The sequence below is a fragment of the Inmirania thermothiophila genome (assembly GCF_003751635.1).
Lineage (GTDB): Bacteria > Pseudomonadota > Gammaproteobacteria > DSM-100275 > DSM-100275 > Inmirania > Inmirania thermothiophila.
The window spans coordinates 590,534-607,980 of sequence record NZ_RJVI01000002.1 but is presented as its reverse complement, the minus strand read 5'-3'; the positions used below and the strand labels follow the sequence as shown (position 1 = coordinate 607,980).

Below are 17,447 nucleotides of genomic sequence, written 5' to 3'. Positions count from 1 at the left end.
GGGCGCCGTGGGGTGACGAGGCATGAGGCGCAGCGACTACGGGCGACCCCTGGACCTGCGGCGCGGTGTGGTGGAGATGGCCCACGGCGGCGGCGCGGACGCGGGCGCGCGGAGCGCGTGGTGCGGGGAGCGGCGCGGGCCGCCGTGGGGTGACGAGGCATGAGGCGCAGCGACTACGGGCGACCCCTGGACCTGCGGCGCGGTGTGGTGGAGATGGCCCACGGCGGCGGCGCGGACGCGGGCGCGCGGAGCGCGTGGTGCGGGGAGCGGCGCGGGCCGCCGTGGGGTGACGAGGCATGAGGCGCAGCGACTACGGGCGACCCCTGGACCTGCGGCGCGGTGTGGTGGAGATGGCCCACGGCGGCGGCGGGCGGGCGATGGCGCAGCTCATCGAGGAGCTCTTCCTGCACCACCTGGACCCCGACGCCGGCGGCGCGGGCGACGATTTCGCGGTCCTTGCGCTGCCGCCGGGGCGGGTGGTGATGGCCACCGACGCCCACGTGGTGACGCCGCGCTTCTTTCCGGGGGGGGACATCGGCGCGCTGGCGGTGCACGGCACGGTCAACGACGTCGCCATGGCCGGGGCGAGGCCGCTGCACCTGGCGGCGAGCTTCGTCCTCGAGGAGGGCCTGCCGCTGGCCGAGCTGGAGCGCATCGTCGCCTCCATGGCCGCGGCCGCCCGCGAGGCCGGGGTCCGCATCGTGACCGGGGATACCAAGGTGGTGGAGCGGGGCAAGGCCGACGGGCTCTACATCACCACCACCGGGGTCGGCGTGGTGCCCGAGGGGGTGGAGATCGGCGGGGCGCGCGCCCGTCCGGGCGATGCGGTGCTGGTGAGCGGACCCGTCGGGGACCACGGCATCGCCATCCTCGCCGCCCGCGGCGAGCTGGGCTTCGAGGTGCCGGTGCGCTCCGACACCCAGCCGCTGGCGGACCTGGTGGCCGCCATGGTGGCGGCGGTGCCGCAGCTGCGCTGCCTGCGCGACGCCACGCGGGGCGGCGTGGCGGCGGTGCTCAACGAGATCGCGCGCCAGTCCGGGGTCGGGATCCGCCTGCGGGAGGAGGCGGTGCCGGTGCGGCCGGAGGTGGCGGCGGCCTGCGAGTTCCTCGGCCTCGACCCCCTGCACGTGGCCTGCGAGGGCCGGCTCGTGGCGGTCTGCCCTGGGGATCGGGCGGACGCCCTGCTCGCGGCCATGCGCGCCCACCCGCGCGGGCGCGAGGCGGCGATGGTGGGGGTGGTGGTGGAGGACGCGCACCACTTCGTCCAGATGGAGACCCGCTTCGGCGGCAGCCGCATCGTGGACTGGCTCCACGCCGATCAGCTGCCGAGGATCTGCTGATGCGCATCCTGCTCCTCTGCCACGGCTTCAACAGCCTCAGCCAGCGCCTCTACGTGGAGCTCGCCGCGCGCGGCCACGACCTCAGCGTCGAGCTCGACATCCACGACAGCGTCACGGAGGAGGCGGTGGCGCTGTTCCGCCCGGAGCTGGTGCTCGCGCCCTTCCTCAAGCGGGCGATCCCGGCGTCGGTGTGGCGGCGCGTGCCGTGCCTGGTGGTGCACCCGGGGCCGCCCGGGGACCGCGGGCCCGCGGCCCTCGACTGGGCGATCCTCGACGGTGTGCCCGAGTGGGGGGTGACGGTGCTGCAGGCGGAGGCGGAGATGGACGCCGGGCCGGTGTGGGCCTGGCGCACCTTCCCCATGCGCGCGGCGCGCAAGTCGAGCCTCTACCGCTTCGAGGTCACCGAGGGGGCGGTGGCGGCGGTGCTGGAGGCGGTGGCGCGCCTGGAGGCCGGGCAGGGACCGCCCCCGCCGCCGGCGTCGCATCCGGCCGCCCGCGGCTGGCGCGGGGTGGTGCCGCGCGCGGTGCGGGCGGTGCGCTGGGGCGAGGACGACGCCGCCACGGTGCTCGCCAAGGTGCGAAGCGGCGACGGCTTCCCCGGGGCGGTGGCGGAGCTTGCCGGCCGCACGGTGCGGCTCTTCGACGCGCACCCGGCGCCGGGGACGGCGGGGCCGCCCGGCGCGCTCCTCGCGCGCCGGGAGGGCGCGGTGTGCGTGGGCACGGGGGAGGGTGCGGTGTGGATCGGGCGGCTGCGCGCCGAGGGCGAGCCCGAGGCGGTGAAGCTGCCGGCGACGGCGGTCCTCGGGGATGCCGCGGCGGCGCTGCCGGAGCGCGAGGGCGATCCCTTCACCGCGCAGGGAGACGGCGCGGGGGAGATCCGCTACGAGGAGGCGGGCGGCGTCGGCTACCTCCGCTTCGACTTCTACAACGGCGCCATGCGCACCGCGCAGTGCCGGCGGCTGGAGGCCGCGGTGCGCGGCGCGGCGCAGCGGCCGGTGCGGGTGCTGGTGCTGACCGGGGGGCGCGACTTCTGGTCCAACGGCATGGACCTCAACAGCATCGAGGCCGCCGAGAGCCCGGCCGACGAGTCCATGCGCAACATCGAGGCCATGGACGATCTGGTGCTGGCGCTGATCCGGTGCACCGACCGCATCGTTGTCTCCGCGCTGCGCGGCAACGCCGGTGCCGGCGGCTGCTTCCTCGCGCTCGCCGCCGACGAGGTCTGGCTGCGCCGGGGCGTGGTCCTCAACCCCCACTACCGCAACATGGGCAATCTCTACGGCTCCGAGTACTGGACCTATCTGCTGCCGCGACGTGTGGGCCCGGACGGTGTCGCCCGGGTGCTGGACCGGCGCCTGCCCATGGGGGCGGCGGAGGCGCACGCGCTGGGCCTAGCCGATGCGGTGGGGCCGGCGGCGCCGGAGGCCTTCGACCGCTGGGTGCGCGAGCGCGCGCAGGCGCTGGCCGCGGATCCGGGGCTTGCCCGCCGCATCGCGGAGAAGGCGCGCCGGCGGGCCGCCGACGAGGCGGAGCGGCCCCTCGCCGCCTACCGGGAGGCGGAGCTGGCGCGGATTCGGCTCAACTTCTACGGCTTCGATCCCAGCTACCACGTCGCCCGCTACGACTTCGTGCACCGCCGGCCGCACTCGTGGACGCCGCTGCACCTGGCGATGCACCGCCGCGGCGGCGTGACGAGGACGGTCGGGTCGTGAGCGGGCCGCCGGTGGTGCTGGTGGTGGACGACGAGGTGCGCTCGCTGGAGGCGCTGCGGCGGGTGCTGGAGGAGGAGTTCGTGGTGCTCACCGCGCGCAGCGCCGAGGAGGCGGAAGCGGTCCTCGGGCGCGAGTGGGTGCACGTGATCCTGTGCGACCAGCGCATGCCCGGGCAGACCGGGGTGGAGTTCCTGCGCCGGGTGCGCGAGCAGTGGCCGGACGTGGTGCGCATGATCCTGTCCGGCTACACGGACTCCGAGGACATCATCGCCGCGGTCAACGAGGGCGGCATCTACGAGTACATCACCAAGCCCTGGGATCCGGACGAGCTGGTGCGCAGCGTGCGGCGCGGGGCGGAGCTGCACCGGCTGCAGCGGGAGAACCGGGCGCTCGCCCTGGAGCTGCGCATGGCCGAGCCGACCCTGGCCCGCGCGGTGGCGGAGAAGGGCGCGCGGCTTCGGCGCCGCTTCGGCTTCGACGCCATCGTGCGCGGCGAGGGCAGCCCCCTCGAGGCGCTCTGCCGCCTGGCCGCGCGCATCGCCGCCTACGACATCCCCGTCCTGCTCACCGGCGAGTCGGGCACGGGCAAGGAGCTGCTCGCCCGCGCCATCCACTACGCCAGCCCCCGCAGCGGCCGGCCCTTCGTGGTGGAGAACTGCGGTGCGCTGCCCGACCAGCTCCTGGAGTCGGAGCTCTTCGGCCACAAGCGCGGGGCCTTCACCGGGGCCTTCGCCGACCACGAGGGCCTGTTCGCCCAGGCCGACGGCGGCACCCTGTTCCTGGACGAGATCGGCGAGGTCTCCCCCACCTTCCAGGTCAAGCTGCTGCGGGTGCTGCAGGAGGGGGAGTTCCGCCCCCTCGGCGCGAGCCGGCCGCGGCGCGCCGACGTGCGCATCATCGCCGCCACCAACCGCGACCTCGAGGCCGAGGTGCGGGCCGGACGCTTCCGCGAGGACCTCTTCTACCGCATCGCGGGCTTCGTCCTCGAGGTCCCGCCGCTGCGGGCGCGGCCCATGGACATCGCGCCCCTGGCGCAGCACGCCCTGGAGGCAGCGACGCGCCGCTTCGGCAAGGAGGTGCAGGGCTTCGCGCCCGAGACCCTGGCCTGTCTCGAGGCCTACCCCTGGCCCGGCAATGCCCGCCAGCTGGTGCACGAGGTCAACCGCATGGTGGCGCTGGCGGACGGGCCGGTGCTGGGGCCGGACCTGCTCAGCCCCTCGGTGCTGCACGCCCGCGCCGCGCCGCGGCCGGATCCCGTCGCGGAGGAGGCGGCGGGGACGGGAGGGGGGCTGCGCGAGCGGGTCGAGGCCCTGGAGCGGCGCATCCTCTACGAGACCCTGGTGCGCCACCGCTGGAACAAGAGCCGGGCCGCCGAGGAGCTGGGGCTGTCGCGGGTGGGGCTGCGCAGCAAGCTGCAGCGCTACGGTCTCGACGGCGACCGCCGGGAGCGGGCGTAGGCGAGGGGCGGCCGGATGGCGGGGCGGGGCAGGCGCGGGCGGAGGCTGCTGGAGGCGGTGGAGCTGCCGCCGGGCCTCGCCGGCGAGGCCCTCGGCGAGGCGGCGTGGATCGACGTCATCCGCAAGATGGACGAGGTCTATGCCGATCTCGTCCGCTACCAGGTGGAGCTGGAGGAGAAGAACGCCGCCCTCGAGGAGGCGCAGCGCTTCATCGCCAGCGTGCTGGCCTCCATGTCCGACGTGCTGCTGGTGGTGGACGTGCGCTGCCGCATCCAGCGCGCCAACGGGGCCGTGGAGCGCTTCACCGGCCGCAGCGAGGCTGCGCTCCTGGGCAGGCCGGTACATCTCCTCTTCGACCGGCCGAGCCGGGAGCGGCTGCGGGCCTTCGCCGCGCGCATCCGCGAGGCGCCGGTGGAGGACTGTGAGCTGACGCTGCGCGGTGCCGACGGCCGCCCGGTGCCGCTCTCGGTCAACTGCACGGCGCGACGCGACGGCGACGGCCGCTTCCTCGGCATGGTCCTGCTCGGCCGCCCCGTGGGGGAGCTGCGGCGGGCCTACGCCGAGCTCGACCGCGCGCACCGGGAGCTCAAGCAGGCCCAGGCCCAGCTCGTCCACTCGGAGAAGATGGCCTCCCTGGGCCGCCTCGTCGCCGGGGTCGCCCACGAGCTCAACAACCCCATCAGCTTCGTCTACGGCAACGTCCACGCCCTCGGTCGCTACCGCGAGCGCATCGTCCGCTACCTGACGCTGGTGCACGAGCGCTTCGGGGGCGATTCCGAGCTCGAGCAGGCGCGCGAGGCGCTGCGCATCGACCGTCTGCTGGAGGATCTCGCGCCGCTGCTGGAGGGCACCCTCGAGGGGGCGCGGCGGGTGAGCGAGATCGTGCAGGACCTCAAGCGCTTCTCCGCCGAGGCGCGCGGCCCGGTGGAGCCGTGCGATCTCGCCGAGCTCGCGCGCACGGCGTGGGCGTGGACGGCCAAGGGGGTGCGGGGGCCGCTGCCGCGGCTGGTGATGGCGGTGGAGGGGCCGCTCACCGTGCGCGCCCACCGGGGCCAGATCCAGCAGGTGCTCATGAACCTGCTGCAGAACGCGGTGGACGCCGTGGCGGGCCGGGAGGATGGCGCCGTGGAGGTGCGCGGCGGGCGCACGGCGGCGCAGGTGTGGCTGGAGGTGGCCGACAACGGTCCCGGGATCCCGGAGACGGACCTCGGCCGCGTCTTCGACCCCTTCTTCACCACCAAGCCCGTGGGGGAGGGCATGGGTCTGGGGCTCTCCATCAGCTACGGCATCGTCGAGCGCCACGGCGGCAGCCTCGAGGCGGCGAACCGTCCGCAGGGCGGGGCCGTCTTCACGCTGCGCCTGCCGGCCGCTGCGCCGCCGCCCTGACCGCGGGCGGCGCCTGCCCGCTGGCCCGGAGGCGCTGGCATCGCCTACCATGCACGGCCGGGGGCGTCCGGAGGAGACGATGGACGAAGAGCTGCAGGCGATTCTGCAGGAGTTCCTCGCGGAGAGCGGGGAGGCGCTGGACCAGGTGGAGAACGACCTGGTGGCGCTGGAGCGGGACCCGCATGACCTGGAGGCGTTGCGGCGGATCTTCCGCGCGATGCACACCATCAAGGGTACCTGCGGCTTCCTCGGCCTCGCGCGGCTGGAGCGGGTGGCGCACGCGGGGGAGGGGCTGCTGGCGCGCCTTCGCGACGGCGAGCTGGCGATGACGGAGGAGATCGCCAGCGCGCTGCTGGCGCTGGTGGACGCGGTGCGCGGGATGCTCGCCGAGGTGGAGCGCACGGGCACCGACGGCAGCGACGGCCACGACGAGCTGGTGGCGCTGCTCGGGCGGTTGAAGGAGGGCGGTGCCGCGCCGCGGGAGGCGCCGGCCGAGGCCGGGGGCGGTGCCGCGCCGCGGGAGGCGCGGACCGGCGCCGCGGCCGAGGAGGGCTCCCCGGCGCAGGCCGGCGCGAGCGCGGAGGCCGCGGCGGCGGAGGCGCCCGCACCGCCGGAGAGCGCCGAGGCGGCACCGGCGGCGGGGACGCCGCCCGCCGCCCGGGGCTCGGCGGAAGGGCACATCCGCGTCGACGTGGCGCTGCTCGACCGGCTGATGAACCTGGTGGGCGAGCTGGTCCTCACCCGCAACCAGATCCAGCAGTTCGCGGACGAGGAGGAGGACGGCACCTTCTCGCGTGCGGTGCACCGGCTCGATCTCATCACCCGCGAGCTGCAGCAGGAGTTCATGAAGACCCGCATGCAGCCCGTGAGCAACGTCTGGAGCAAGTTCCCGCGCGTGGTGCGGGACCTCGCCCGCGAGGCGGGCAAGCGGGTGCGGGTGGAGATGGAGGGCAAGGAGACCGAGCTCGACCGCAGCCTCATCGAGGCGATCCGCGACCCGCTCACCCACCTCGTGCGCAACGCCGTCGATCACGGCATCGAGGCGCCCGAGGAGCGCCGCGCCCGCGGCAAGCCCGAGGAGGGACTGCTGCGCCTGTCGGCGCGCCACGAGGGTGGGCACGTGGTGATCGAGATCGAGGACGACGGCGGCGGCCTGCCCACCGAGCGCATCCGCCGAAAGGCGGTGGAGCGCGGGCTGCTCTCGGGGGAGCAGGCGGCGGCGATGGGGGAGCAGGAGCTCGCGCAGCTCATCTTCCAGCCGGGGTTCTCCACCGCGGAGAAGGTGACCAAGATCTCGGGCCGCGGCGTCGGCATGGACGTGGTCAAGACCAACATCGAGACCTACGGCGGCACCATCGAGGTGGACAGCCGCGCCGGTCGCGGCACCACGGTGCGCATCCACCTGCCGCTGACGCTGGCCATCATGCCCGCGCTGGTAGTGGCCTGCGCCGGGCAGCGCTTCGCCGTCCCGCAGGCGAGCATCGCCGAGCTCATCGGCCTCGCAGGGGCGGGGCAGGGGATCGAGTGGCTCCACGGGGCGCCGGTCTACCGGCTGCGCGGGCAGCTCCTGCCGCTGGCCTTCCTCGACCGGGTGCTGGGGCTGCGCGAGCGGGGCGAGGGCGGCCATATCGTGGTCATCCGCACCGAGCGGCGGGCCTTCGGGCTGGTGGTGGACGACGTGGTGGCGAGCCAGGAGATCGTGGTCAAACCCTTGCCGCGGCTGCTCAAGGGGGTGCACGAGTTCGCCGGCTGCACCATCATGGGCGACGGCCGGGTGGTGGTGATCCTCGACGTCCTCGGCGTGGCCCAGAGGGGTGGGCTCGTGGGCGAGGGGGCGCAGCACGTGGTGGCCATGCGGGCCGGGCCCGAGGAGGGGCCGGCGGTGGAGGCGGGGGCGGCGCGCTGGCTGGTGGTGGACAGCACCGACGGCGGGCGCATGGCCCTGCCCCTGGAGGAGGTGGTGCGGCTCGAGGAGCTGCCGCGGGAGCAGATCGACCGCGCCGGCGAGCGCCTGATGGCGCGCTGCCGCGGGCAGATCCTGCCGCTCGCGCACATCGCCGACCTGGTGGAGGAGCGCCGCCGCCGGGCGCGGGCGCCGCGCCGCCTCGAGGAGGGCGATGCCGCGGTGCCGGCCATCGTCTGCGCCGGCGCCGGGGGCGAGTTCGCGGTGCTGGTGGAGGGGGTCGTGGACATCGTCCCGGCGGTCCCGCTCAAGGGGCCGCCGACCCGCGGCGGGGTGCGCGGCACGGCGGTGGTCCATGACCGCGTCACCGAGGTGGTGGACACGGCCTGGCTGGCGGCGCGGATGGCGGAGGCCGGGGTATGAGCGGCGAGCGGGCGGTCTGCGTGTTCCACGTCGGCGACCACTGCTGCGGCGTGGACGCCGTGGCGGTGCAGGAGGTCCTCTCCAGCGAGGCCATCACGCCCCTGCCGCTGATGCCGCCCGAGCTGGTGGGGCTGATCAACCTCCGCGGCGAGATCGTGCCGGTGCTGGACGCGCACCGGCTGCTGGAGGTGGAGGGCGGCCCGGGCGAGGTCCACCTCGTGCTGCGCGCCGGGGGCGAGCACGTGAGCCTGCTGGTGGACCGGGTCGAGGAGGTGGTGGCCGCGCCCGAAGGGGCCTTCGAGGAGGCGCCGCCCACCGTGGGCGGGCGGCTCCGCGACTTCGTCCTCGGCACCTACAAGCTCGAGGGGAGCCTGCTCCTGATGCTGGACGCGGGCCGCATCGGCGCGCTGCGCCAGGCGGATCTCGCGGCCGCCGGCCGGGCCGGGCCATGATCCGCGTGCTCGTGGTCGACGACGCCGCCGCCGTCCGCCACCTGCTGCGGGTACGTCTGGCCATGGACCGCGAGATCGAGGTCGTGGGCACGGCGCGCAACGGCGCCGAGGCGCTCGAGCAGATCGAGACCCTGCGCCCCGACGTGGTGATCCTCGACCTGGAGATGCCGGTCCTGGACGGCCGCGGGGTCCTGCAGCGGCTGAAGGGGCGTCGCCCCCGCCCGCAGGTGCTGGTCTTCAGCACCTACGCCCGCGAGGGGGCGCGCGCGGCGGTGGAGGCGCTGCAGCTCGGCGCCGCCGACTTCGTGCGCAAGCCGAGCGGCGGGCACGAGGCCGTGCAGGCGGTGGTGCGCGACGAGCTGATCCCGCGCATCAAGCTCCTCGGGGGGCGGGGGCGGGCGCGGGTGACGACGCCGCAGGCAAGGGCGGCGCCGTCGCCGGGCGCCGGTGCGGTGCGCGCGGTGGTGATCGCCGCCTCCACCGGAGGGCCGCAGGCGGTGCGGGAGGTGGTGGGCGCGCTGCCGGCGGGGCTCCCGGTGCCGGTGCTCGTCGTCCAGCACATGCCGGCGCTGTTCGTCGAGCAGTTCGTCCGCTCCCTGGACGCGGCCTGCGCGTTCGCGGTGCGCGCGGGCGAGGACGGCGCGCGCGTGCGGCCCGGCGAGGCCTGGGTGGCGCCCGGGGACCGCCACATGGAGGTGCGGCAGGAAGGGGGGCGCGTGGTGCTGCACCTGCACCAGGGGCCGCCGGAGAACGGCGTGCGGCCTGCGGCGGATCCGCTCCTGCGCAGCGCCGCGGCGGTGTGGGGCGGGGGGGTGCTGGCGGTGATCCTCACCGGGATGGGCCAGGACGGGCTCGCCGGCTGCCGCGCCGTGCGCGAGGCCGGCGGGCGGGTCATCGCCCAGGACGAGGCCACGAGCGTGGTCTGGGGCATGCCGGGCGCGGTGGCCCAGGCGGGCCTCGCCGATGCGGTCCTGCCGCTGGCGCGGATCGGCCCGGCGGTGAAGGCGGCGGTGGCGGCGGCGGTGGCGCCGGGCGGGGCCCGGGAGGCGCACGGTGGCGCCGATCTCTGAGGCCGACCTCCGTCTCGTGCGGGCGCTCGTGGCCGAGGACGCGGGCATCGAGCTCGACGAAGGCCGCAGCCATCTCGTGGAGGCGGGCCTGTGGGATGTGGCCCGCGAGCGGGGACTGGACGGCCCGGAGGCGGTGCTCGCGCGCCTGCGCACCGGGCGGGACCCCGGCCTGCGCCGGCGCGTGGTCGAGGCCATGACCATCCACGAGAGCTCCTTCTTCCGCGACGGGCACCCCTTCGAGGCACTGCGCGACGTGGTGCTGCCGGCGCTGGTGCGGGCGCGGAGGGCCGAGCGCAGGCTGCGGATCTGGTCGGCCGCGGCGGCGGCGGGGCAGGAGGCCTACAGCGTCGCCATGCTGCTGGTGGACCACTTCCCCCAGGTCGCGCAGTGGGACGTGGAGATCCTCGGCACCGACATCGCCCGCGACCAAGTGGAGCGGGCACGGACCGGGGTGTTCGGCGAGCACGAGCTGCGCCGCGGCGTTCCGGAGGCGCTGCGGCGGCGCCATTTCGAGGCGGTGGAGGGCGGGTGGCGTGCGAGCGCGCGGCTGCGGCGGCTGGTCCGCTTCGAGGTCGTGAACCTCGCCGGCGCCTGGCCGCGGCTGCCGCGCATGGACCTGGTGCTGCTGCGCAACGTGCTCATCTACTTCCCGCTGGACCTGCGCGAGCGGGTCCTGGAGCGGACGCGGCGGGTGATGGCCGACGACGGCTGGCTGCTCCTCGGCGCCACCGAGACCACGATCCGGCTCGGCGCCCGCTTCGAGCGCGTCGTGGTCGGCGCCACCGCCTTCTACCGTCCCGCCCTTGAATCCTCGGGGGTCGGGCAGGTATAAGCGGAGGCCGGGTCGCCCACGGCCGCAAGGGAAAGGAGAAGGGGATGAAGGTGCTGATCGCCGACGACAGCCACGCCATGCACATGATCATCAAGCGCACCCTGCGCCTGGCCGGGTTCGAGGATCTCGACGTGGTCTTCGCCAGCGACGGACGGGAGGCCCTGGAGAAGATCCGGAGCGAGCGCCCGGACGTGGTCCTGTCGGACTGGAACATGCCGGAGATGTCCGGCCTCGACGTGCTGCGCGCCGTGCGCGCCGAGGGCATCGGTTGCCACTTCGGCTTCGTCACCACGGAGGCCACCGACGAGATGCGCGCCCTGGCCAAGGAGGAAGGGGCCGAGTTCCTCATCGCCAAGCCGTTCACGCCCGAGACCTTCGCCGAGGTGCTCGGGCCGTACCTGGGCTGAGGCGGCCGTGGCGGGGCGGCTGCCGGAGGCCCGCGAGATCCGGAGCACTCTGGGGACCCTCCTGGGGCGGGATCCCGAGGTGGAGCCGCTGGCGCAGGCGGCGGTGGAAGCGGGCGACTGGGTCGGGGTCTACCGCGACAACGGGGGCGAGGTGCGCGGTCTCTGCGCCTTCGACCCCGAGGGCGCGGTGGCGGTGGCCGCGGCGCTGTCCATGCTGCCGCCGGGGGCGGTGGCCGAGGCGCGGGCGGCCGGCATCGAGGGCACGCTGCGGGAGAACCTGCACGAGGTGCTCAACGTGTGCGTGGTGCCGCTCAGCCGCGCCACCGGGATCAGCATGCGGCTGCGGGAGATGGTGCGCGGCGACGGACTGCCGGCGGAGGCGGCGGCCTTCGCCGCCGCCGGGCGTGCGGGCGGCTACGCCTTCGAGCTCCCGGTCTACGGGGCGGGGCGGATGGTACTGGTGATCGGGGTCTGACCCCGCGCCCCGGAACGACGAGAAGGGGGGGACGATGCGCCTTGCGAGAAACATGCGCGTGCGCAGGCTGGTGCTGTGGGTGCTGCCGGTGGTGGCGGCGGTGTGCGCGGTGCAGGTCGGACTCCTGCTCCAGGTGCGGGAGCAGGTGCTGGTGTTCGGCGAGCACCACATGCAGGCGTCGCGGGCGGCACTCGTCGGCGAGCGCGCCCGCTACGACGTCGCTCAGGTCCAGCAGTTCCTCACCGACGCCTCGCTCACGGGCGACCGCGGGGCGTTGGAGGAGGCGCGTGCGCACCGGGACGACGCCCTCAAGCTGCTCACCGCGCTGGCCCGCCTGGAGCCGGAGCGCGCGGGCGAGATCGAGGCGATCGGCGAGGGCGTGCGCAGGCTCTTCGAGGTGGGCACGGAGATGACGAAGGCCTACCTCACGGTGAACCGGGAGGCGGGCAACGCCGTCATGAAGCGCCCGGAGGACGGCTTCGACGCCTCGGCGGCGGCGCTCGCCGCACAGATCGACGCCCTCGTCAAGGAGCTTGGGGAGCATGCCCACGAGGCGGCGCGCGAGACCGAGGCCGCGACGCGGCGCAGCGTCGCCGCCGTGCTGGTCTCCTACGCCGTGGCGCTGGCGCTGATCGTGGCGCTGGCGGTGCTCCTCTACCAGAAGGTCATGCCGCCCCTCGAGCGGCTCGAGCGGGCGATGCAGGGGCTTGCCGCGGGGGAGGCGAGCCTCGACGTCGTCCTCCCGGTGGAGGGTCGGGACGAGATCGGGAGCATCGCCGACGGCTTCAACCGCTTCGTCGCCAAGATCCGCGCCCTCGTGGAGGAAAGCGGCGCGGTCGGCCGCGACCTCAAGGCCGCGGGCTCCGAGCTCGCTCAGCGCAACGGGGACGTGCACCGGCGCATGGAGCGGCTGCGCGAGGAGATGACGCAGGTGGCGGCGGCCATGAACGAGATGGTGGCCTCGGTCAAGGAGGTGGCGCGCAACGTCGCTCACGCCTCGGACGAGGCGCAGCAGTCGGATGCCAACGCCAAGCGCGGCGCCGAGGTGATCATGGAGGTGGTGGCGCGCATCGGGCGGCTGGCCGAGGAGATGGACGAGACCAGCGCCGTGATCCACAAGCTCGGAGCCGACTCGCAGAACATCGGGCGGATCCTGGAGGTCATCAGCGGCATCGCCGAGCAGACCAACCTGCTCGCCCTCAACGCCGCCATCGAGGCCGCGCGCGCAGGCGAGCACGGGCGCGGCTTCGCGGTCGTCGCCGACGAGGTGCGGGCGCTGGCGCGGCGCACGCGGGAGGCCACGGCCGAGATCCAGGACATGATCGGCCAGATCCGCTCGGGCGCCGAGGATGCGGTGCGGGTGATGGAGCGGGGCAAGGAGCAGATCGAGGCCGCGGTGCAGCACGCCGAGCTGGCCGGGCGCTCGCTGGAGCAGATCACCTCCTCGGCCTCGGCCATCAACGACCTCACCTCGCAGATCGCCGCCGCGGCCGAGGAGCAGAGCAGCGTCGCCGAGGACATCCACCGCAGCATCGACGGCATCGGCCAGCTCGTGGCGGAGGTCACCGAGGCCTCGGCGGGGACGGCGGAGCTGGGGCAGCGTCTGGCCGAGGCGGTGGCGCGGCTCGAGGCCTCGCTGGCGCGCTTCCGCCTCGCCGCGCGCGCGGCGGCGGGGGAGGTCTGAGCCGCGCGGAGGCGCCGCCCCGGGGCCCGGTGCCGACGCCCGCTCGCGCCGGGGCGCGGCCGGGGCGGTCGCCTGCACCGCCGCCGGGGCCGCGCCGCCCTCCGGCGGCGCCACGGGGACCGCGCGGGCGGCACGCGGGGTGGCGCATTTTCTTCTTGCAGGGGGGCGGAGCCTGTGCTTGAATCCCCCCTGACCCGGGCGTTCCGGGTCGGAGTGTACGTGAAGCGTTCGATCGAAGAGAGCATCAGCCGCAAGGCGTCCCGCCGGTTTCCCCGCATTTTCCGCGACCGAATCCGACCTCGTCTTTTCGACTGATCCCCCTCCGACCGTTCCTTCGCGGCACTTTTCCGTACAGACATCGAGTGTTTGGGTAGAGGAATGAGCATGAACATCTACGTCGGAAACCTTCCTTACAGCGCCACGGAGGACGAGCTGAGGGCGGCTTTCGAGCAGTACGGCCAGGTGGATTCGGTCAACATCATCATCGACCGCGAGACCAACCGCTCGCGCGGCTTCGCCTTCGTGGAGATGCCGGTCTCGAGCGAGGCGCGGGCGGCCATCGACGCCCTCAACGGCACCGACATGGGCGGGCGTTCCCTGCGCGTCAACGAGGCGCGTCCGCGCGAGCGCCGTCCGGCGCGCCGCTTCTGAGCGTCCGGCGTCCATCCGCGAGGTATATCGACATGACGACAGCACAGGCCAAGACCGGCGACACGGTCAAGGTGCACTACACGGGCACCCTCGATGACGGGACCGTGTTCGACTCCTCCAGGGGGCGCGAGCCGCTGGAGTTCACCATCGGCGAGGGGATGCTCATTCCCGGGTTCGAGGAAGCGGTGATCGGCATGAGCGTGGGGGAGCGCAAGAGCGTCTCCATCGGCTCGGACGACGCCTACGGGCCGCGCCACGAGGAGATGGTGCAGACCATCGACCGGGCGGTGATCCCGGAGGACATCGACCTCGAGGTGGGCACGCGCCTGACCGCCACCGGCCCCGGCGAGCAGCCGCTGCTCCTCACCGTGGTGGAGCTCACCGAGGACACGGTGACCGTCGACGCCAACCACCCGCTGGCGGGCAAGGACCTGACCTTCGAGATCGAGCTGGTCGAGATCGTCTGAGTCCGCGCCGCCGGCGCGCCGCACGAGGCCCCGGGGCTGCGGCGCCGGGGCCTTTCTTCGTCCCGCCTCAGTCTGCGCCGGCGAGCCGGCGGCGCAGGGCCTCGCGGCAGGCGAGCAGGTGCGCCGCATCGCGGCCGGTGGCGGCCATCTCCCGCACCAGCACCTCGTCGGCGACATCCAGGAGGGCGACCACGGCGATCTCCTCTCGCTCGGCGGCGTCGCGGGCCCGCCGCAGGAGCTCCACCGTGCCGTAGCCGGCCTCGCGCAGGCGCACCCAGCGCAGCAGCCGCGCCAGCGGGATCTCGCAGAAGCAGCGGCGCGGCGCCGGCGGACCCGGCGGCGATTCCGGGTGCATGGGCTTGCCTCCCCACCGTGCAGGCCAACCTGCCCCTTGATCATGGCATAATCCGCCGCTTCGCGAAGGGGGCGGGCATGGTGCGGATCCTGCCGGGGGGGGACGAGCGGGCGCTGCGCGAGGCGGCGGGGCTGCTTCGCCGCGGCGGCCTCGTGGCCTTCCCCACCGAGACCGTCTACGGGCTCGGGGCCCTCGCGCGGGACCCCGCCGCGGTGGCGCGCGTCTTCGCCGCCAAGGGCCGGCCGGCGGATCACCCCCTCATCGTCCACCTCGCCGAGGCCGGCTGGATGGGGCGCTGGGCGCGCACGGTGCCGGAGCCTGCGTGGCGGCTCGCCGAGCGCTTCTGGCCGGGGCCCCTGACCCTGGTCCTGCCGCGGGCCGAGGGGGTGCCCGACGCCGTCACCGGGGGGCAGGACACGGTGGGCCTGCGCGTGCCGGCGCACCGCATCGCGCGGCGGCTCGTCGCCGCCGTGGGCGACGGCGTGGCGGCACCCTCGGCCAACCGCTTCGGCCGCATCAGCCCGACGCGGGCGGAGGATGTGGCGGCGGAGCTGGGCGAGGCGGTGGACGCCATCGTGGACGGCGGGCCCTGCGCCGTGGGGGTGGAATCCACCATCCTCGACGTCAGCGGGGCGCGGCCGCGGCTGCTGAGGCCGGGCGGGATCCCGGCCGAGGCCCTCGCCGAGGTCCTGGGCGAGATGCCCGCGCCGGCCGGGGCCGCCGCGCCGAGATCGCCGGGGCGGCTCGCCGCCCACTACGCCCCGCGCACGCCGCTGGAGCTGGTGCCGGGGGCGGAGCTGGCCGCGCGCGCCGCCGCCCTTGCCGCCCGCGGCGCACGGGTGGCGGTGCTCACCCACGGCGCGGAGCGCCCCGCCGCGGCGGCGGTGGTGGAGCGCATGCCGGCGCAGGCGGAGGGCTACGCGCGGGCCCTCTATGCCCGGCTGCGGGGGCTGGATGCGGGGGGGTTCGACCGCATCCTGGTGGCGGAGCCGCCGCGCGGCGGGCTCTGGGAGGCGGTTGCCGACCGGCTGCGGCGGGCGGCGGCGGGTTCCGGCGCGGAAGAGGAGGAGAGGACGTGAAGCCGCTGGTGGGCGTGATCATGGGCTCGGTCTCCGACTGGGAGACCATGCGGCATGCGGCCGAGACGCTGGAGGCGCTCGGCGTGCCCCACGAGGTGGAGGTGGTCTCGGCCCACCGCACCCCGGACAAGCTCTTCCGCTACGCCGAGACCGCGGCGGCGCGGGGCCTCGAGGTGATTATCGCCGGCGCCGGCGGGGCCGCGCACCTGCCGGGGATGACGGCGGCGAAGACGGTGCTGCCGGTGCTCGGGGTCCCGGTGCAGTCGCGCACCCTCAACGGCCTCGACTCGCTGCTCTCCATCGTGCAGATGCCCGCCGGGATCCCGGTCGGGACCCTCGCCATCGGGCGCGCCGGGGCGGTCAACGCCGCCCTGCTCGCGGCGGCGATCCTGGGCATCCGCCACGCCGCCATCCGCGAGGCCCTCGAGGCCTACCGCCGGCGCCAGACCGAGGCGGTGCTGGCGCGCCCGGACCCGCGGGAGGGGCCGAAGGCGTGATCGTCGGTGTCCTGGGCGGCGGGCAGCTCGCCCGCATGATGGCGCTCGCGGGGCACCCCCTGGGGGTGCGGCTGCGGGTCCTGGATCCCGCGACCGACGCCTGCGCCGCGGTGGCCGCCGAGCACATCCGGGCGGCCTGGGACGACGAGGCGGGGCTGGCGCGCCTTGCCGAGGGGGCGGTCGCGGTCACCTGCGAGTTCGAGAACGTGCCCGCCGCGAGCGCGCGCGGGCTGGCGGCGCGGGTGCCGGTGCGGCCGGGGCCTGCGGCCCTCGCGGTCGGGCGCGACCGCCTGGAGGAGCGGCGGCTGTTCGAGGCGCTGGGCATCCCGGTGGCGCCCTACGCGCGGGTGGACGAGGCCGGCGACCTCGCCGCGGCGGTGGCGCAGGTGGGGCTGCCGGCGTTCCTCAAGCGGCGCGAGCTCGGCTACGACGGCAAGGGTCAGCGGCTCGTCACCCGCCCGGAGGAGGCGGAGCCGGCGTGGGAGGCGCTCGGGCGCGCGCCGGCGATCCTGGAGGCCCGGGTGGCGTTCTCGCGGGAGGTCTCCGCGGTGGCGGTGCGCGGCCTCGACGGCCGCATCCTCCACTACCCCCTGAGCGAGAACGTCCACGGCGGCGGCATCCTGCGCACCGCGCGCAGCCGCCCCGGGGATCCCCGCGCCGACGAGGCCCGCGACTACGCCGAGCGCATCCTGCGCGCGCTGGACTACGTCGGGGTGCTGGCGCTGGAGCTCTTCGAGGTGGACGGGCGCCTCCTCGCCAACGAGTTCGCGCCGCGGGTGCACAACTCCGGCCACTGGACCATCGAGGGCGCCGAGACGAGCCAGTTCGAGAACCATCTGCGCGCCGTGCTGGGCCTGCCGCTGGGGTCGACGGCGCCGGTGGGGCATGCGGCGATGGTCAACTTCATCGGGCGCATGCCGGATCCCGCGGCGGTGCTCGCCCTCCCCGGCGTGCATCTGCACGACTACGGCAAGGCGCCGCGGCCGGGCCGCAAGGTGGGGCACGCGACGGTGCGCGCCGACGACGAGCGGACGCTGGAGGCGGTGCTGGCGCGCCTGCAGGCGCTGGCGGCGGCCTGAGGTGCCCCTCCCCGTCCTTCCCCGCGGGCGGGGAGGGGGTGTTTCCCCTCCCCAACCCTCCCCGCGGGCGGGGAGGGGGTGAGGCGCAAGCCTCCGAGCGGTGGTGGGGTGGCCGGAGCCGGCGAGCCCGGTTCCCGCGCGTCCTCGACCTAAGCGAGGGCTGCCGCGAGGAGGCGCC

Annotated in this window: 19 protein-coding genes; 18 read left to right on the top strand and 1 reads right to left on the bottom strand. The window is 75.3% G+C overall.

The window, feature by feature from the left end:
• Positions 1 to 22: 22 nt before the first annotated feature.
• From EDC57_RS12810 to EDC57_RS08520, 15 genes are all read left to right on the top strand, one after another.
• Positions 23 to 163, top strand: a complete 141-nt coding sequence (locus tag EDC57_RS12810; RefSeq protein WP_170165083.1) for a hypothetical protein — start codon at positions 23 to 25, stop codon at positions 161 to 163.
• Positions 160 to 300, top strand: coding sequence for a hypothetical protein (locus EDC57_RS12805; RefSeq protein ID WP_170165083.1), 141 nt, complete (start codon positions 160 to 162; stop codon positions 298 to 300). Before EDC57_RS12810 ends, EDC57_RS12805 begins: the two co-directional genes overlap by 4 nt.
• Complete coding sequence (hypE, locus tag EDC57_RS08580; RefSeq protein ID WP_123401453.1) at positions 297 to 1,340, top strand: hydrogenase expression/formation protein HypE; 1,044 nt, start codon at positions 297 to 299, stop codon at positions 1,338 to 1,340. The genes EDC57_RS12805 and hypE overlap by 4 nt, the downstream gene beginning before the upstream one ends.
• Positions 1,340 to 3,052, top strand: coding sequence for a hydrogenase maturation protein (locus EDC57_RS08575; RefSeq protein WP_123401452.1), 1,713 nt, complete (start codon positions 1,340 to 1,342; stop codon positions 3,050 to 3,052). The genes hypE and EDC57_RS08575 overlap by 1 nt, the downstream gene beginning before the upstream one ends.
• A complete protein-coding gene (locus EDC57_RS08570) occupies positions 3,049 to 4,509 on the top strand; it encodes a sigma-54-dependent transcriptional regulator (RefSeq protein ID WP_123401451.1) in 1,461 nt (486 codons plus the stop codon). The genes EDC57_RS08575 and EDC57_RS08570 overlap by 4 nt, the downstream gene beginning before the upstream one ends.
• Positions 4,510 to 4,524: 15 nt before the next feature.
• Positions 4,525 to 5,895, top strand: coding sequence for a sensor histidine kinase (locus EDC57_RS08565; protein WP_123401450.1), 1,371 nt, complete (start codon positions 4,525 to 4,527; stop codon positions 5,893 to 5,895).
• A gap of 79 nt (positions 5,896 to 5,974) precedes the next feature.
• Positions 5,975 to 8,221 carry a chemotaxis protein CheA gene (locus tag EDC57_RS08560; RefSeq protein ID WP_123401449.1) on the top strand — a complete coding sequence of 749 codons (2,247 nt, stop codon included), beginning with the start codon at positions 5,975 to 5,977 and terminating at the stop codon, positions 8,219 to 8,221.
• Positions 8,218 to 8,673, top strand: a complete 456-nt coding sequence (locus EDC57_RS08555) for a chemotaxis protein CheW (protein WP_123401448.1) — start codon at positions 8,218 to 8,220, stop codon at positions 8,671 to 8,673. Before EDC57_RS08560 ends, EDC57_RS08555 begins: the two co-directional genes overlap by 4 nt.
• Entirely contained in the window at positions 8,670 to 9,743 is a 1,074-nt protein-coding gene (locus tag EDC57_RS08550) for a protein-glutamate methylesterase/protein-glutamine glutaminase (RefSeq protein ID WP_123401447.1), read from the top strand. Before EDC57_RS08555 ends, EDC57_RS08550 begins: the two co-directional genes overlap by 4 nt.
• Positions 9,727 to 10,575 (top strand): CheR family methyltransferase, encoded by an 849-nt coding sequence (locus tag EDC57_RS08545; RefSeq protein WP_123401446.1) that lies wholly within the window; start codon positions 9,727 to 9,729, stop codon positions 10,573 to 10,575. The genes EDC57_RS08550 and EDC57_RS08545 overlap by 17 nt, the downstream gene beginning before the upstream one ends.
• Before the next feature lie 44 nt (positions 10,576 to 10,619).
• Positions 10,620 to 10,982, top strand: coding sequence for a response regulator (locus EDC57_RS08540; protein WP_123401445.1), 363 nt, complete (start codon positions 10,620 to 10,622; stop codon positions 10,980 to 10,982).
• A 7-nt stretch (positions 10,983 to 10,989) separates the two neighbouring features.
• Positions 10,990 to 11,457 carry a hypothetical protein gene (locus tag EDC57_RS08535; protein WP_123401444.1) on the top strand — a complete coding sequence of 156 codons (468 nt, stop codon included), beginning with the start codon at positions 10,990 to 10,992 and terminating at the stop codon, positions 11,455 to 11,457.
• Between the two features lie 34 nt (positions 11,458 to 11,491).
• Entirely contained in the window at positions 11,492 to 13,141 is a 1,650-nt protein-coding gene (locus EDC57_RS08530) for a methyl-accepting chemotaxis protein (RefSeq protein WP_148051444.1), read from the top strand.
• Between the two features lie 384 nt (positions 13,142 to 13,525).
• The gene (locus EDC57_RS08525; RefSeq protein WP_123401442.1) at positions 13,526 to 13,792 is read left to right on the top strand and encodes an RNA recognition motif domain-containing protein; all 267 of its coding nucleotides are present in this window, start codon (positions 13,526 to 13,528) and stop codon (positions 13,790 to 13,792) included.
• Between the two features lie 32 nt (positions 13,793 to 13,824).
• Positions 13,825 to 14,259 (top strand): FKBP-type peptidyl-prolyl cis-trans isomerase, encoded by a 435-nt coding sequence (locus tag EDC57_RS08520; RefSeq protein ID WP_123401441.1) that lies wholly within the window; start codon positions 13,825 to 13,827, stop codon positions 14,257 to 14,259.
• Between the two features lie 67 nt (positions 14,260 to 14,326).
• Here EDC57_RS08520 and EDC57_RS08515 read toward each other — a convergent pair whose 3' ends face one another.
• The gene (locus EDC57_RS08515) at positions 14,327 to 14,614 is read right to left on the bottom strand and encodes a hypothetical protein (protein ID WP_123401440.1); all 288 of its coding nucleotides are present in this window, start codon (positions 14,612 to 14,614) and stop codon (positions 14,327 to 14,329) included.
• A 77-nt stretch (positions 14,615 to 14,691) separates the two neighbouring features.
• On the opposite strand from EDC57_RS08515, the gene EDC57_RS08510 reads away from it, so the two are divergent.
• The 3 genes from EDC57_RS08510 to EDC57_RS08500 are packed head-to-tail and all read left to right on the top strand — an operon-like array spanning position 14,692 to position 17,269.
• Complete coding sequence (locus tag EDC57_RS08510) at positions 14,692 to 15,693, top strand: L-threonylcarbamoyladenylate synthase (protein WP_123401439.1); 1,002 nt, start codon at positions 14,692 to 14,694, stop codon at positions 15,691 to 15,693.
• 20 nt (positions 15,694 to 15,713) lie between these two features.
• Positions 15,714 to 16,190: a 5-(carboxyamino)imidazole ribonucleotide mutase gene (gene purE / locus EDC57_RS08505; protein WP_245995244.1), complete on the top strand. Its 477-nt coding sequence runs from the start codon at positions 15,714 to 15,716 to the stop codon at positions 16,188 to 16,190.
• Positions 16,187 to 17,269 carry a 5-(carboxyamino)imidazole ribonucleotide synthase gene (locus tag EDC57_RS08500; RefSeq protein WP_123401437.1) on the top strand — a complete coding sequence of 361 codons (1,083 nt, stop codon included), beginning with the start codon at positions 16,187 to 16,189 and terminating at the stop codon, positions 17,267 to 17,269. The genes purE and EDC57_RS08500 overlap by 4 nt, the downstream gene beginning before the upstream one ends.
• Positions 17,270 to 17,447 lie beyond the last annotated feature (178 nt).